The sequence below is a fragment of the Bacteroides sp. D2 genome, assembly GCF_025147085.1.
GTDB lineage: Bacteria > Bacteroidota > Bacteroidia > Bacteroidales > Bacteroidaceae > Bacteroides.
On record NZ_CP102261.1, the window covers coordinates 6,533,366 to 6,548,417 of the forward strand.

9 protein-coding genes and 1 pseudogene are annotated in these 15,052 nt (G+C 41.6%); 6 read left to right on the top strand and 4 right to left on the bottom strand.

The features are described from left to right. The first annotated feature begins 88 nt into the window (after window positions 1-88). The 3 genes from NQ505_RS24660 (at window position 89) to NQ505_RS24670 (ending at window position 3,935) form a co-directional block, all read left to right on the top strand. Window positions 89-1,414, top strand: a complete 1,326-nt coding sequence (locus NQ505_RS24660) for a DUF4270 family protein (protein WP_004327062.1) — start codon at window positions 89-91, stop codon at window positions 1,412-1,414. Then, entirely contained in the window at window positions 1,411-2,616 is a 1,206-nt protein-coding gene (locus NQ505_RS24665) for a hypothetical protein (protein WP_004307127.1), read from the top strand. Before NQ505_RS24660 ends, NQ505_RS24665 begins: the two co-directional genes overlap by 4 nt. 134 nt (window positions 2,617-2,750) lie before the next feature. After that, window positions 2,751-3,935, top strand: a complete 1,185-nt coding sequence (locus NQ505_RS24670) for an aminopeptidase C (RefSeq protein ID WP_004311751.1) — start codon at window positions 2,751-2,753, stop codon at window positions 3,933-3,935. 4 nt (window positions 3,936-3,939) lie between these two features. Here the strand turns inward: NQ505_RS24670 and NQ505_RS24675 are convergent, their stop codons facing one another. The 4 genes and pseudogenes from NQ505_RS24675 to NQ505_RS24690 form a co-directional block, all read right to left on the bottom strand. Next, a complete protein-coding gene (locus NQ505_RS24675; RefSeq protein WP_004311752.1) occupies window positions 3,940-4,668 on the bottom strand; it encodes a LytR/AlgR family response regulator transcription factor in 729 nt (242 codons plus the stop codon). Then, a complete protein-coding gene (locus NQ505_RS24680) occupies window positions 4,665-5,879 on the bottom strand; it encodes a sensor histidine kinase (protein WP_004311753.1) in 1,215 nt (404 codons plus the stop codon). Before NQ505_RS24680 ends, NQ505_RS24675 begins: the two co-directional genes overlap by 4 nt. Before the next feature lie 98 nt (window positions 5,880-5,977). After that, window positions 5,978-7,972: a carbohydrate-binding domain-containing protein gene (locus tag NQ505_RS24685; RefSeq protein ID WP_008999743.1), complete on the bottom strand. Its 1,995-nt coding sequence runs from the start codon at window positions 7,970-7,972 to the stop codon at window positions 5,978-5,980. 168 nt (window positions 7,973-8,140) lie between these two features. Continuing rightward, window positions 8,141-8,470: pseudogene (locus tag NQ505_RS24690) on the bottom strand (VTC domain-containing protein); the annotation flags it as partial. Between the two features lie 1,054 nt (window positions 8,471-9,524). Between NQ505_RS24690 and NQ505_RS24695 the strand changes: the two are divergent. The 3 genes from NQ505_RS24695 to NQ505_RS24705 are packed head-to-tail and all read left to right on the top strand — an operon-like array spanning window position 9,525 to window position 14,929. Beyond that, entirely contained in the window at window positions 9,525-10,727 is a 1,203-nt protein-coding gene (locus tag NQ505_RS24695; RefSeq protein ID WP_004311756.1) for a DUF4925 domain-containing protein, read from the top strand. 30 nt (window positions 10,728-10,757) lie between these two features. Next, the gene (locus tag NQ505_RS24700) at window positions 10,758-12,071 is read left to right on the top strand and encodes a DUF4925 domain-containing protein (RefSeq protein WP_004311757.1); all 1,314 of its coding nucleotides are present in this window, start codon (window positions 10,758-10,760) and stop codon (window positions 12,069-12,071) included. A gap of 11 nt (window positions 12,072-12,082) precedes the next feature. Further along, on the top strand, window positions 12,083-14,929 hold the full coding sequence (locus NQ505_RS24705) for a TonB-dependent receptor (RefSeq protein WP_008999741.1): 2,847 nt from the start codon (window positions 12,083-12,085) through the stop codon (window positions 14,927-14,929). Window positions 14,930-15,052 lie beyond the last annotated feature (123 nt).

The following is a 15,052-nucleotide window of genomic DNA, read 5'->3' on the forward strand; positions in this document are numbered from 1 at the left end:
CAAATACAGAGATTTAGTCGATAGTTTTTTGGAGGACTATTTAAAACCTCTTCTTTTGCCGCTACAAAACCAATTTCATTTTTACTACATGAAGTCAATCATACTACTTTTTTCATTCTTTATATCTCTTTCTTTTTTCGCTTGTGTAGACGATTCATCGTCCATAGGAGCGAAATGGGTACAAAGTTCATTTCTCAACGAACAGATGGACACTTGTACGGTATTACTTAGTACAGTATTAAGCGACTCCATAGCCACTTCGGGAGATACGGTTTGCCAGATAGGATACCGTGACGACAACTTATGGGGGAAAATTACCGCCTCTTTTTACGCAGAGTATGAAGTACCTTCCTATTCTTTTGATGAAAACATCCAATATGAGTTCGACTCGATCACCATACGCCTGTATTCTTCGGGCAATTACCTGGGAGATACACTAAAAACCCAACGCATTCATCTGCATGAACTGACAAAGAATATAGAACTGGACGATAGAGGGTACCTATACAACACTACTACTGCCTATTACAACGAAACTCCACTGGCATCTTTCGACTTTCGTCCTACTCCGGGCTCACCGAGCGAAGAACTGGAAATACGATTGCCGGATGCATGGGGAGAAGAATGGTTCAACTTGATGCTGAATGATGGCCGATGGGTACAATCTCAGGATTTCTTCCATGATTATTTCAAGGGAATTGCTTTTATACCCGATGCAAATGACGCTTGTATCAGCGGATTTCAAGTCAACGACTCCAGTATGTGCATCACGGTCTACTATCACCAGATTACGGAAACACTGAACGAAAAAACACTGGTTTTCAATACAAGCAGCACACTGACTTACAACAAAATAGAACAAGACCGCTCAAACATCCCGATAGCCAACCTGCAAAGTGGGGACGGCAATGAATACTCTTCCGGAAAAAGCGAGCATCAGGTCTACCTGCAGGGAATGACAGGTATGTATGTCACCATCGACTTCCCACATTTAAATAATCTCTGCGAAAAAGGAGAGCTTGTGACTATCGAGAGCGCAACGTTACAGTTATATCCGGTAAAAGGAACTTATGACGGCATGTACCCGTTGCCCAAAAGCCTGGCTCTCTACACCGCCAACAATGAAAATGTGACGCAAAGTGTAATCACCGACCTCACCGGGAGTTCCGTACAAAGCGGAAATCTAGTAGTCGACGAGATGTCTTATGAGGAGACTTATTACTCTTTTGACATCACCTCTTTCCTGCAAACAAACCTGGGAACTACCGGATATGATCGTCAGAAACTACAATTATTTCTTCCGGACAACTTGTTCTATACCACACTTCAAGGCGTTATTTTCGGCGACGGAGAACATACCGCCAATAAAAAGAATACCAAACTTATCATACTTTACAAAACTTATCAACAATGAAAAAGATTTTGTTTTGCCTTCTGGCATTCTATACTCCTGTCTCTATAGTTATTGCACAAAATACAACGAACTCCCCTACTTCCATGTTCGGACTGGGAGAACTTTCTACCGGGGAAGGCGGGCAATATGCCGGACTGGGCGGCACAGGCATTGCATTGCGAGGAAATAATTTCCTTAACAATGCCAATCCGGCTTCACTCACAGAGTTGACCGAACAACGCTTCCAGATCGATGCCGGTATCATGGGAGCATACCAGATTTATTCACAACGAGGAGCAAGTAACCGTTCCGTCACCGGAAATCTGAATAACCTAAGTATCGGCTGCCGGATTATGCCACGCTGGTATGGAGCAATTTTCATGGCTCCCGTCAGCAGTGTGGGATATGCCATCACGCTGGATGAAGAAGTGGCAGGCACCAATGGAGGTACTATCTCTTCTCTCTTTCAGGGTGAAGGAGGACTTTCCAAGATGGGTATCAGCACGGCTTACCTTTTCGGAAAAAGATTTTCTGTCGGCACCAATCTTTCTTATGTGACGGGGACCATCACACAAACGGAGACGCAAGGTACTGCCACAGAAGAAACCAGCTCCTACAAACATACTTTTTATGCGGATTTCGGTGTACAGTATAAATGGGCTATAGACCGCGAACGTTCTTTCGTTGCCGGTGCCGTATATGGTTACTCGCAGGATTTTAAGCAGGATAATAACTTATACGTTAGTAGCAGTTCGGGAGGAGATGATATTGAAAAAAGCCTGAAACGCTATCGCCAATGTCTTCCTCAATTCTTTGGGCTCGGAGCTTCCTACAACACTCTACGTTGGATGGCAACCATCGACTACAAATATGTGGACTGGAGCCGGATGCAATCTTCCCAATCCAATGTCAGTTTTGAGAATCAACACCGGTTATCAGTCGGTGGAAGATATACATTGGGCAATGTCTATCGTAATCCGGTCAGCATCCTATTGGGAACAGGTATTAATAATTCCTATATCGTCATTCAAAAGAAAAAGGCAACCGAATATTACGTCAGTACCGGACTTAACTTCGGATTGCGCAATAACAACGTCCTTTCTATCGGATTGAAATATAAAGGCCAGATGAAAATTCCTAACGGCATGCAAAAAGAAAACAGCCTTTCCCTGTTCCTGAATATTACTTTCTCCGAGCGAACTTACCGCGCCAAGATACAATAAAATGTCATTAAACGGAAGTCATTAAGATAGCTGTCCATTTGAAAAAAGAGAAAACTTTGTGAAACTCTGTGTTACTCTGTGGTGAAACTTTCCTATATTTGTAGCCAAAACAATTTAATATTAATTTCATAGGAATGAAAAAGACAATCCTTATTGCTGCTTTAGGCCTGTTCAGCCTAAGTGTTATGGCACAAGATGCAAAACCTGAAGAAGGTTTTGTTTTCACGACAGTGAAAGAAAATCCGATAACTTCTATCAAGAACCAAAATCGTTCGAGTACTTGCTGGAGTTTCTCAACTCTCGGATTTGTTGAATCAGAACTACTTCGTTTAGGTAAAGGTGAATACGACCTGTCTGAAATGTTTGTTGTACACAAAACGATGCAGGATCGCGGAGTAAACTATGTACGTTATCACGGTGACAGTTCTTTCTCTCCGGGTGGAAGTTTTTATGATGTAATGTATTGCATCAAGAATTATGGTATCGTTCCGCAAGAAGTGATGCCGGGTATTATGTATGGTGATACGCTGCCGGTACATAATGAGCTGGATGCTGTTGCTTCCGGTTATATCAATGCGATTGCAAAAGGTAAATTAAGCAAACTGACTCCGGTATGGAAAAACGGACTAAGTGCCATTTATGACACTTACCTAGGAGCATGTCCGGAGAAGTTCACCTACAAAGGCAAAGAATATACTCCGAAGACTTTTGCCGAATCACTGGGATTGAACTATAACGACTATGTATCACTGACTTCTTATACACACCATCCGTTCTATTCTCAATTCGCCATCGAAATTCAGGATAACTGGCGTAATGGTCTGTCTTACAACCTGCCTATCGAAGAACTGATGGCTGTTATGGACAATGCTGTAAAGAAAGGCTATACCTTTGCATGGGGTAGCGATGTCAGCGAACAAGGATTCTCACGTGACGGTATCGCCGTAATGCCAGATGCAGCCAAAGAATCTGAACTGTCCGGTTCAGACATGGCCCGTTGGACAGGATTGACTGCCGCCGACAAACGCAGAGAACTATTCACCAAACCTTTCCCTGAAAAGGATATTACCCAGGAAATGCGTCAAGTTGCTTTTGACAACTGGGAAACAACAGACGACCACGGAATGGTAATCTACGGCATCGCTAAAGACCAGAACGGAAAAGAATACTTCATGGTGAAAAACTCTTGGGGTAAATCAGGCAAATATGATGGTATCTGGTATGCTTCCAAAGCATTCGTTGCCTACAAGACAATGAATATCCTGGTGTATAAAGATGCACTTCCTAAAGAAATTGCCAAAAAACTGGGAATTAAATAATTATTTAAGAAAGGCTTAATTTCCCAATGTATTCCGTAAATTTCTCCTTATAATTATCACCGACAGGAATATAAGTATTCTTATCAAAGATAATGCGAAGACGGGAAACTTCGGTAATCTTGCGAAGATTGACAATATAAGAACGGTGGACCCGCATGAAATGCGTGGGAAGCCGTTCTTCCATTTTCTGGAGGCTGGCAAGCGTTATTACAGGCTTGTCCTCTCCTTCCACAAAGATACGCACATACTCACTCATCCCCTCAATATAGCGGATATTCTTCACATCGATGCGAACCACTCTGTAATCGCTCTTCACGAATAATGAATCTCCTTTTATCTGCGAAGCATTTCCTATTTCACCCTGTTGTTCCAACAAACGATATTCAAATTGCCTGCGGGCTTTATCCGCCGCTTTCAATAAATCCTGGAACTCAAACGGTTTCAGCAGATAATCTACGGCATCCAGTTTGAAACCCTCTACCGCATATTCAGAATAAGCAGTAGTGAAAATCACCAACGGACGGTTCACCAAAGAACGTATGAAATCCAATCCGTTCAAATCGGGCATATTAATATCCACAAAGATCAAATCAACCTCCTCTTCGGACAATATCTTCATTGCCTCGAACGCATCCTGGCATGACTTTACCAAAGACAAAAAAGGTATCTGGGATATATAATCCGACAACTGCGTCAATGCTAACGGCTCATCATCTATTGCTATACATTTCATTCTAATAAAGGTATAATAAGTAAGACATCAAATTTATGTTCCTCTTCGGTAATGGAAAGCGTATAATCATTGCCAAATAAAAGCCTCAACCGCTTACGGATATTCTCGAGTCCGATGCCATGATGCTGTTCGTCAGCCGAACCATTATTGCTGTTGGAACAACGGAATGAAAGCCGGTTGCCCTCATCCAACTGTATCAAGACATGAATAAAAGACTCGCTCCGATAACTGACTCCATGCTTAAAAGCATTTTCCACAAAAGAGACAAAAAGCAAAGGAGGAATCTGCACTTCGGGCACTTCGGCCGGAAAATCCATCTGAATAGATACTTTGTTGGTATAGCGCAAACTCATCAGGGCAATGTAATTTTTAAGAAACTGAACCTCACGTGAAAGCAAAATCGTTTTATTACTCGCTTCATAAAGCACATAACGCATCAGTTTAGAGAGTTCCACAATCGTACTTTTCGCTTTCCCCGTATCAATATCCACCAACGCATGAATATTATTGAGCGTATTCATGAAGAAATGAGGATTAATCTGATATTTCAAATACTGCAGTTCCGACTGCAAACGTTGATGTTCCAGTTCCTTCAGCATTTCTTCATCACGGAAAGATTTAAAGAAAAGTTTGATGGCGATATTGAACCCTACCATCAAAAAGGCAATGATGAAATGAATAAGATAGCGGAGCACAAAAGGAGGATAAGGAAAAGGAGTCGGTTTTGGAAATCTTCCGGGACCATTTGGATCTCCCATTCCCCTAGGACGTTGTTCGGGATTGGATTCATGCCAATGCACATCCCCTTCCTCCCTCGCCTTTTCTCTCGTCTTAATAATCTGGTCCCTCCGGTTCTCCTTCATACGGAGAGGCAACTCTCCTCGCTTGAAATCTTTGGGGAAATGATTGGCAGAAGGAAACGGAGAAAGCCAACAAATCATTCCTATTACAAAAATCAACGAAACAGTATATTGCCAGTACCTTTTCTTAAAAAGAAAATAGGGAACCAGCCCATAATTATTCAACAGGAAAAGCACGAAAAAAGGAAGGATACTCAACCATGATTCGCGGATCACCATACGGGTTTCCTCCCGTTCAAGTCCTCCACTCATGGCAAAGTATCCGCCTATCAGCGGAAGAAGAAATATTACGATCCAGATAGCTCCGTAAATACTCTGCTCCAGCACGTGTTGTTTACGCAGTCTTTTCATGCCTCATTGCTTCTGATTATCGAAACAAAGATAAAACCGAACCTGTTTTATCACAAATAGAATCGACCAAAGAACGGATTTCGACGGTAAACTGCTGTTTACCATCCCCATCCACCAGGTCCATGTCCACCGCCTCCACCACCGGGCTGGCCACCGCCGGAAGTGCTGCCGACTTGTGTCACCATCGAACTGGCAGTAAATGTTGCCGTCTGTGTGCCACCGGAATAAGTGGCTCCCGAATATAACCCGAAGAACTCGGAACCACCGGAAACCGTTCCTCCTTTTGAGATAGTATAACTACCGCCCGAGGTCAGATTCGGACTACTGAATAATACCGTCATTTGAGAATAAGCACGGGGAATCTGATAGGTCAGTACGCTGGTTCCGTCGGCCGACTGGATATTCAGTATTTCTCCGTTACTTCCCGAACCGCCATAGATCACAGTGCGTTGCGTACATACACTTGATGTAGGTGTACTTGTTCCTCCTCCAATACCCAGAACAATCCCCCCGGTAATCTTAAAGGTATTCTGATCGCAATCGAATCCGTCTTCGGGAGAAGTAGTACCCGACGATACGATCACTCCCCCCGTAATGGTCAACGTACCATTAGAGTCAATGCCGTCATTTCCGGAACTATAACAATAAATATTGCCACCATTAAGAACAATGCTGTTACTTGCATTCATACAGTCATCGTAACAAAGCGCGGCAACTGTACCCTCATTGACAGTCAACACACTTTTACTCTCGATACCCTCACTACCTTCCCCACCGGTAGCCTTCACAAGCACCGTTCCTCCATTGATTGTCAACGCACCGTTCGCTTTGATTCCTTTTGCCGACGAGTCGAGCTTGCCATACACACACTGCGTACCGGTAGTTATCACTTTCACCGTGCCGTCATTGATGGTAATCGAACCGTCACAGTTGATACCTTTACCGGCTCCACCTGTACTCTGTATGGCGATCTCCCCTCCTGTAATCAGGATATTTCCGTCACATTTAATTCCTGCACACGAACTCAAATCATTGTCTTCATAAAGTGCGGTTTGAGAAGTGAATGCAGTCAGCTTTCCTCCGGAGATGGTCAGGTTACCATCACAGGATATTCCTTTGGAGGCTGCTCCCGCCACTTGTGCCTGAATAGCACCGCCACTGATTACCACATCCAGACAAGATTTCAACCCATGCGCTTTATTGTCCGTTGTAGAGAGTTTGGCAAATCCTCCGGTCATCGTAATTCCTCCCTCTTCACACTGAATAGCATCGCCGTCAGAAGATATATTCAGTATTCCGCCGCCGATAATCACAGATTCATTAGTATGGATTCCGTCTTTTTTGGCCGAAGCTACCGTAATATTACACCCGCTACGGAAACGCACATAATCATCGCTTGTGATGGCATGTTTATAATTTCCGGTAACTGTGAGTGAACCGCCTCCACTGAAAATGAGTTGCCCCTCACTGAACAGACAGGCTTTCATATCCTCTCCATCAGTAGTTGCCGTATAAGAAGACCCATCTGTCAACACATTCGTTGTTTCATCCGCGCATACCACAAACACACGTTTGGAAGACTGGATATTAATGGCAGCACCTACCGGATTGAGTATAGACACCCCTGCCAGTGATAATTTGAATTTCTTTTCGCTATATACCTTGAACGAGCCATTCGTAGTAGTCCCGCTCAACACATATTCTACTCCGCTGACTGTAGAATTAACCACGACATGCGCCCCATTGGAAGACACTTCCACTCCTGAAACACCATTGCTTACCGCAGCAGTCGTTCCATTATAGATAATCGTCACCACAGAGGCGAATTGGGAGTTCTCTATAAAATCATCATCGGAAGTAACCGTTTCCGACATGCTTCCATACGCCGTTTTATCACTTTCATCAAAAGCGATTGTAAATCCCAATAAATCTTCCGATCCCTCGGGAATCGTCGGGTTGGGCTGACTGCTTCCTCCACCTCCCGAACCTCCGACCAATATTCCTTCCTGATCGCCGAAATCGAATGATTCCGTCGTACAGTTCACCAACAACAGCAATAAAAGCGGTATCCAAAACAACACAATCCTTTTCATAATTTCTTGTTTTATCTATTAAAACTTAAATGAATATCCTGCAGACGCTTTCAGCCAACGAAACATCTTATAGGAAACACCTGCCGAACCCGACCAGCATTCCACCGTCTGCAATCCGTCCCTTGTACGAAATTCACCTTCCAGAGAAGCATCGAAACCGGAGAATATCTTTTTCTTCACTTCCAGAAAAGTCAGACCGGAAGAGACATATGTCCTTACACGGATCTTCTCACGGATCACTCTTCCGTTTTGATGAGCCAGATACATGGCGTAATCGGGAGTGTCGAGATAGGTAGTGTGATAAGCTATATTTCGCTCCCCCTGCACCTCTTGCACACGATAACAATTACTCGCCCGTTGTAATACGTCCATCAGGGCAGAGAGCGAAACGATATACTTCGTGTCCGTACGGTTCATCAAACGGATGGTACTCATCTCTTCCAAAGAAATGGAGGAGAAAGCGGAAAGTGCGGTGGTTACATTACATGCCTCGTTCATATTCATAAGGGATTAGAGTAGCAAGTGTTACAATACTGTAACAAATGTATGACAGAGAAGCAGAAAAAGGAAAAAAAATCAATGAACGGGGGATTCTTATCGGTGAATCGACTGTATTACAGCAATAAACTGTTCTGTTCTATTCTTAAGATTCTATTATTCAACAGTGGCTATGAATCGAATCAAATAGAAAATAAAATGCATAATCTAGTGCAAGAATATGCATATCACGCCCCTTATTATGCATAAATAAAGGGTAAACAGACCGTTTTTCATTGTATGAAAACGTCCGTTCTTTAAATGCAAGGTATCCTTGGTCGGTGAGGAACGCCTCCTTGCTCACCGACCAAGCTACCGTTCATCGGTGAGGAAGGAGGCGTTGATTGAAATAAGAGTCGTTTCCAAGCTATGTCACTTCTAACTTCGTTAATTTTCAATATAACAAATAGCTATAACATCAGAAAAAAAATATTGATTTATTTCGAATCTGGTAGCAAACAAATACAAACAGCAAGGATTTACTATCAAATCACTGTCTTTTGGGAGAATCCAAAAAGACATTTAAGCTCCTATTTATTTGCTATCCTCATATAGGTTCTAATTAAAGCAAAGAAAATGTATAAAACATCCTATTTTTATGTATAACCCTATTTTAAGCAAACATAGATTTATTTCTTGTAATATTCCAGCGGATTCCTCTTCACTTTTTTACGGAAGTATTTATTGAAAGTTGTAAAGATGAATATTACATTCTAAACTTTCCGCAAGAGTCAGAAATAGAGAAGAAAAAAAATGAACGGTTTCTCACCTGTGAAAAATAGGAGGAAAACCATTTGCTTTTTTAGAGACCTCTTCATTCTCTTTTTACAGCCATTCTTAAAAGAAGAACAATCGATATTAAAAATAGAACACATTTATTTTTTCATTTTAGGTACTTTTACCGCATACGATTAAAAATAGAACATTAAAATAAAAAAACAGACCTTGACAATAAAGAATTGTTAGTCGAACTTTGCAAAGTTTTATTAAATACGCAATAAAAACAAAAAGCAAAATGAGAAACTTACGAAAACTATCTTATGTCGCTTGCGCAGTATTTTTCTTTACATCATGCGAAGAAACTTACAATGACAAGCTATTTTGGCCAGGAGAAATTAGTCAGGAATATGGCTCGTATATTAAACCATATACGCTAGACCTAACCTACAGCGGAGAGAAATTAATTGGAAAAACTGTCAGCTTCAAGACAGAAGATAGCGAAACGGGAACACTGACGCTGAATAATATAATCCCGGGAGAAAAGGAAACTCCTATCAGTCGCATCCAACTTTATGAGAATGAAAAGAAAGGATATTATACTTTCAGCGGGACCAATATCACAATGGGAGGAGCTACGGTGAAATATGAAGGAATAATAACTCCGAAAAACATGCAACTATCACTGAACGTAACAATGGCTTATGCCAACTCCATTGCAAACACATATACATTTCCTGCATACTCCCACACAACAGATGGAGAAAGTATCATCCGTAATAGCGGAGCCAGCTACGTGAATATTACTACAAAAGCAGGAGGAGAATCTCTCCAGCCGGTGATTTTACAAATACAGCAAATGGCAACTAATATATTAGATGTGATTTTTCCTTATGTATTGAAGGATATTACATTTGAGAAAAATGGAATTGTCACTGCCAGCTATACTACGAGCCCTGTAGACATGAATGAAATTATGGAAGTTGCCAATTCGGGCAAAACTGACGCTGAATTCAAAAGTCTGATCAACAAACGCACTTATGAGTCATCTCCCAAAGGATTGGCCTACTGGAATCAAACAGGCAACAAAGCATTTGTCGTACAACTAAATATCCCTGCCATTGTGTCTCTCATAGCACAAAACAACGGAAAGCAAATTGACTATCAGCTTATCGCAGGAATCAGTGAAGCACTTCTAAAATCTGACCCGGCACGTTTAAAATTAACGTTAAGTGCCATCAATATGATTTTAAACAATGAAATAATCACCTATATTCTTCAATTGGATGATGATACTTTTGCAACTCTGCTCACATGGATGAAAGACGGAATACCAATGGGCATCAACTCAACAAAAGAACATACTTATATCTATTTCAACAAAGAAACTCTCATGCCGTTCATCAGCATCATCGGTAGTTTGCTGGAAACAAATTTAATTGAAGTTGCAGCCCTTTTCGATAAAATGGAAATCGGTATTGACCTCACAGCTAAGAAATAATTCATTTTAATTATCTAATATAAAAAAACAATGAAAAAAATATCTATCCTATTAATAAGCTGCCTTGCCGTAGCGTCTGCATTTTTAACTTCTTGTGATAATGATCACTACGGACCAGAGCCTATAGATGTAACAGCCAATTATTCAAATAAACTATCAAACCCCAATCCGAATCTAATTCTTACCTATAATGGTGAAACAATGATCGGAAAATCAGTAGACTTTAGCACTGTAACAGGAGAAACCGCTATTATTAACTTATATGATATTTTACCAGGAGAAAAAGAAGTAAAAATTATGTCTATCCCCCTTTCTGGAGATGGGCAAGGATATTCTTTTTCAGGAAATAGTATGGGAAATGAGACTTTAAGCTCTTTTAGATACGAAGGACGCGTAATAAAAGGACAGTTAACATTAAATATATCCAATATCAAAATGGGCAATGCAGAATTATGGGCAAATACTTATAAACTACCCACAGTTATTAATGGCATCAAAACGATTGTAGTTGGAGACATGTGGGGAGAAGAATATACATGGCAAGATGTTGACGGACAAGTACTAAATGCATCATGCTATTTTTATGCAGACATAGAAGCTTCAGAAAGTGGAGCCACAACTCAAACATGGGGTAGTGCCATTCAAAACATATTAAGTTATATTTTGCCACAAGTTCTACAAGAAATTACTTTAGGAGCGGACGGGAATGTAACGGCTTCTTATTCAAATGAACCATTGACAGGAGTAGACATGGATATCATTTTTGGATTTCTAGAAAATCCATTAACACAGGATATGATTACTCCTAACATTGTTAACCGTAATTATATTCCATCTCCAAAAGGATTTGCTAATTGGTTCCAAAAAGACGGTAAGTTAATATTAAAATTAAACTTAGCTAATATTATTGCCTCAATATCCAGCGGCAATCAATATATGGATGTCAATATAACCAATGCTATCATTGAAGCTATATCCCAAATGGATGCTATGAAAGTGAAAGAATTGCTAACCACGCTCAATCAAAGTCTAAAAAATGAAACACTTGGATTCCTGCTCAATGTCAATGACACTTCTTTCAAAGCTATTTTCAATTGGTTAACTACCGGAATCCCGATGCAAGTTATTTCAAAAGATGGACATACTTTTATTTACTTAGACAAAGAAGGTTTTACTCCCATAGCCAAATTACTACCAGATCTTAGTCCGCTAATAGTCAGTCTGCTTCCAGAAGATATGCAATCACTGGGAGGAATCATCTCTATATTTTTGAACGGTATATCAGACGCTTTTCTATCACCTGAAAAAATAGAATTTGGTTTGGAAATTGTTCCAAATAAATAAAACAAAAAACAATGAAGAAATTATATATCCTAACAATCCTGTTATGCCTTACCGGTTTCGGAAGCATCTTTGCCCAAACCCTGAAAGGACATATATATGATGCCAAGACCAATGAGCCATTGGTCGGAGCCACCGTCACCTACAAACTTCATGGTAATCAGGGAGTAGTATCTAACATTAACGGAGAATATGAAATCAAACTTCCCGAAGGTGGAGTTGACCTTGTATTCAGCTATGTTGGCTATGATGATGTCTTGATGCCCATCGTTATCAACAAGCGTGAAGTAGTCACCAAAGACGTTTACATGAAAGAAAGCACCAAGCTGCTGGAAGAAGTCGTAGTCAGTGCCGGACGCTTTGAACAGAAGTTGAGTGATGTCACTGTCTCCATGGACGTTGTTAAATCCGGAGATATTGCCCGTCAGGCACCCACGGATATTTCTTCCACTCTCCGCACACTTCCCGGTGTAGACATTGTAGACAAACAACCTTCTATGCGCGGAGGTAGCGGATGGACTTACGGAGTAGGTGCACGCAGCCAAATTCTTGTGGACGGAATGAGCACACTGAATCCGAAAACAGGAGAAATCAACTGGAACACTGTTCCTTTAGAGAACGTAGAACAGGTGGAAGTGATTAAAGGAGCATCTTCCGTACTATATGGCTCATCAGCTTTGAATGGTATTATCAATATCCGTACCGCACGTCCGGGACTGACACCGAAAACACGATTCAGCGCCTATATCGGTGTATATGGTGATGCGGAAAACGACGAATACCAATGGAGCGACAAGAGTTTCTGGAAAGATGATAAATATTCTGTTAAACCGATCCTGCGCGGAAGTCTTCTTAGCGGTATACGGAATCCTATTTACGAAGGATTCGACCTCTCCCATTCCCGCCGTATCGGTAATTTCGATGTCAGCGGAGGAATCAATCTTTTCACTGATGAAGGATACCGCCAACAGGGATACAACAAACGTTTCCGTATGGGAGGGAGCCTCACTTATCATCAGCCCGATATGGGAATGAAACTGTTGAACTATGGTTTCAATGTCGATTTCCTTTCCAATCAATACGGCGACTTCTTCATCTGGCGTTCACCAACGGAAGTGTACAAACCGTCTCCTTTCACCAACATGGGACGTGAAGAGAATAATTTCCATATCGATCCGTTCATCAACTATGTGAATCCGGAAAACGGTACGTCACATAAGATTAAAGGACGTTTCTATTACAGCGCCGACAATATCGTACGCCCTACCCAAGGAACTTCCATCACTGATATTCTGGGAAATATGGGAACTGATGCCAAAACGATACAGAATATAGCCGGTGGCGATTACAGTTCACTTTATCCTGCATTGGTAGGTATAGGTTCCGGACTTGTCAACGGCAACCTGGAAGATGCCATGAACGGAGTGTTCACCTCATTAGGCAATATTTTCCCGAATGCGACGACTGCCGATTATTGCGATCTGATCTCTTGGGTAATGGACAACGGAGTGCCGAGTGACTTAGGGGGACTTACGAACGGACAGTTACCGAGTGATCTGATTCCGTGGTTATCAAATGTTATCAATCCGTCACGAAACACTCCAAAAACACAGACTGATAAGAACTTCGATTACTACCTCGACTACCAGTTCAATAAGAAATGGGAAGGCGGTGCACAAATCACTACCGGAGTAACCCTGGAACATATCCGCTATGACTCCGCTGTAATGGATGAGGTATACAAAAGTGATAATATAGCTGCTTTCTTCCAATACGATCAGCGCTTCTGGGATCGTTTGAGTGTATCTGCCGGTGTACGTGCCGAATATTATCGGGTGAATAATCATCACCGTGAAGCCGAAACTAAAATCTTCGGAACCAAAGTTCCGTTCCGTCCTGTCTTCCGTGCAGGGTTAAATTATCAGTTGGCTGATTACAGTTTTATCCGTGCCAGCTTCGGACAGGGTTACCGTAATCCGTCTATCAATGAAAAATACCTGCGCAAGGATATTGGTGGAGTTGGCGTTTATCCTAATCTGGACATCAAACCGGAGAAAGGATTTAATGCGGAATTAGGAATTAAGCAAGGATATAAAGTTGGTAATTTCCAGGGTTTTGTGGATGTTGCAGGATTCTATACACAATATAAAGACATGGTTGAATTCCAGTTCGGGCTGTTCAACAATGCCAATTACACGATGATTAATAGCATAGGCGATGCATTCCAGATGCTGACAGATGGCAAAGGGTTCGGTATCGGAGCCCAGTTCCACAATGTATCGAAAGCCCAGATTTACGGAGTAGAAATCTCAACGAACGGCGTGTATAATTTCAATAAGAACACGAAATTGTTCTATAACTTGGGATATGTATACACGGAGCCACGCGATGCTGACTATCAGGAACGTAATGCAGTAGAGGGGCTTTATACCGATCCTCTTCAGATGAAAGAGAAATCGAACACAGGTAAGTACCTTAAATATCGCCCGAAGCACAGTTTTAAAGCTACGGTAGATTTCCAGTGGAAACGTATCAATGTCGGTGCCAATGTAGCATGGAAGAGCAAAGTTCTGGCAGTTGACTATCTGATGTTGGACGAACGCGAGAAACAGCAGAAAGACCTGATGGATTATGTACGTGGCATCCTTTTCGGTTATTCAAAAGGAGAGACACTGGCTACTTACTGGAAAAAACATAATACGGACTATGCCACTGTTGACGTGCGCTTCGGAGTAAAAGCCACAAAAGAAGTAGCTTTCCAGTTTATGGTGAATAACCTGTTGAATAAAGAATACAGCAACCGCCCAATGGCAGTTGCCGCTCCACGTACTTTCGTACTGAAAATGGACGTCACTTTCTAACTAACTTTCAAGATTCACAATTACTTAAGAAACGGCTGCTCAATGCAGCCGTTTTCTTTTTTCTCCTCATTTGTCATCATTTATCTATATATTGCGTATCTTTACCCCCCGAAAACGAGAAGA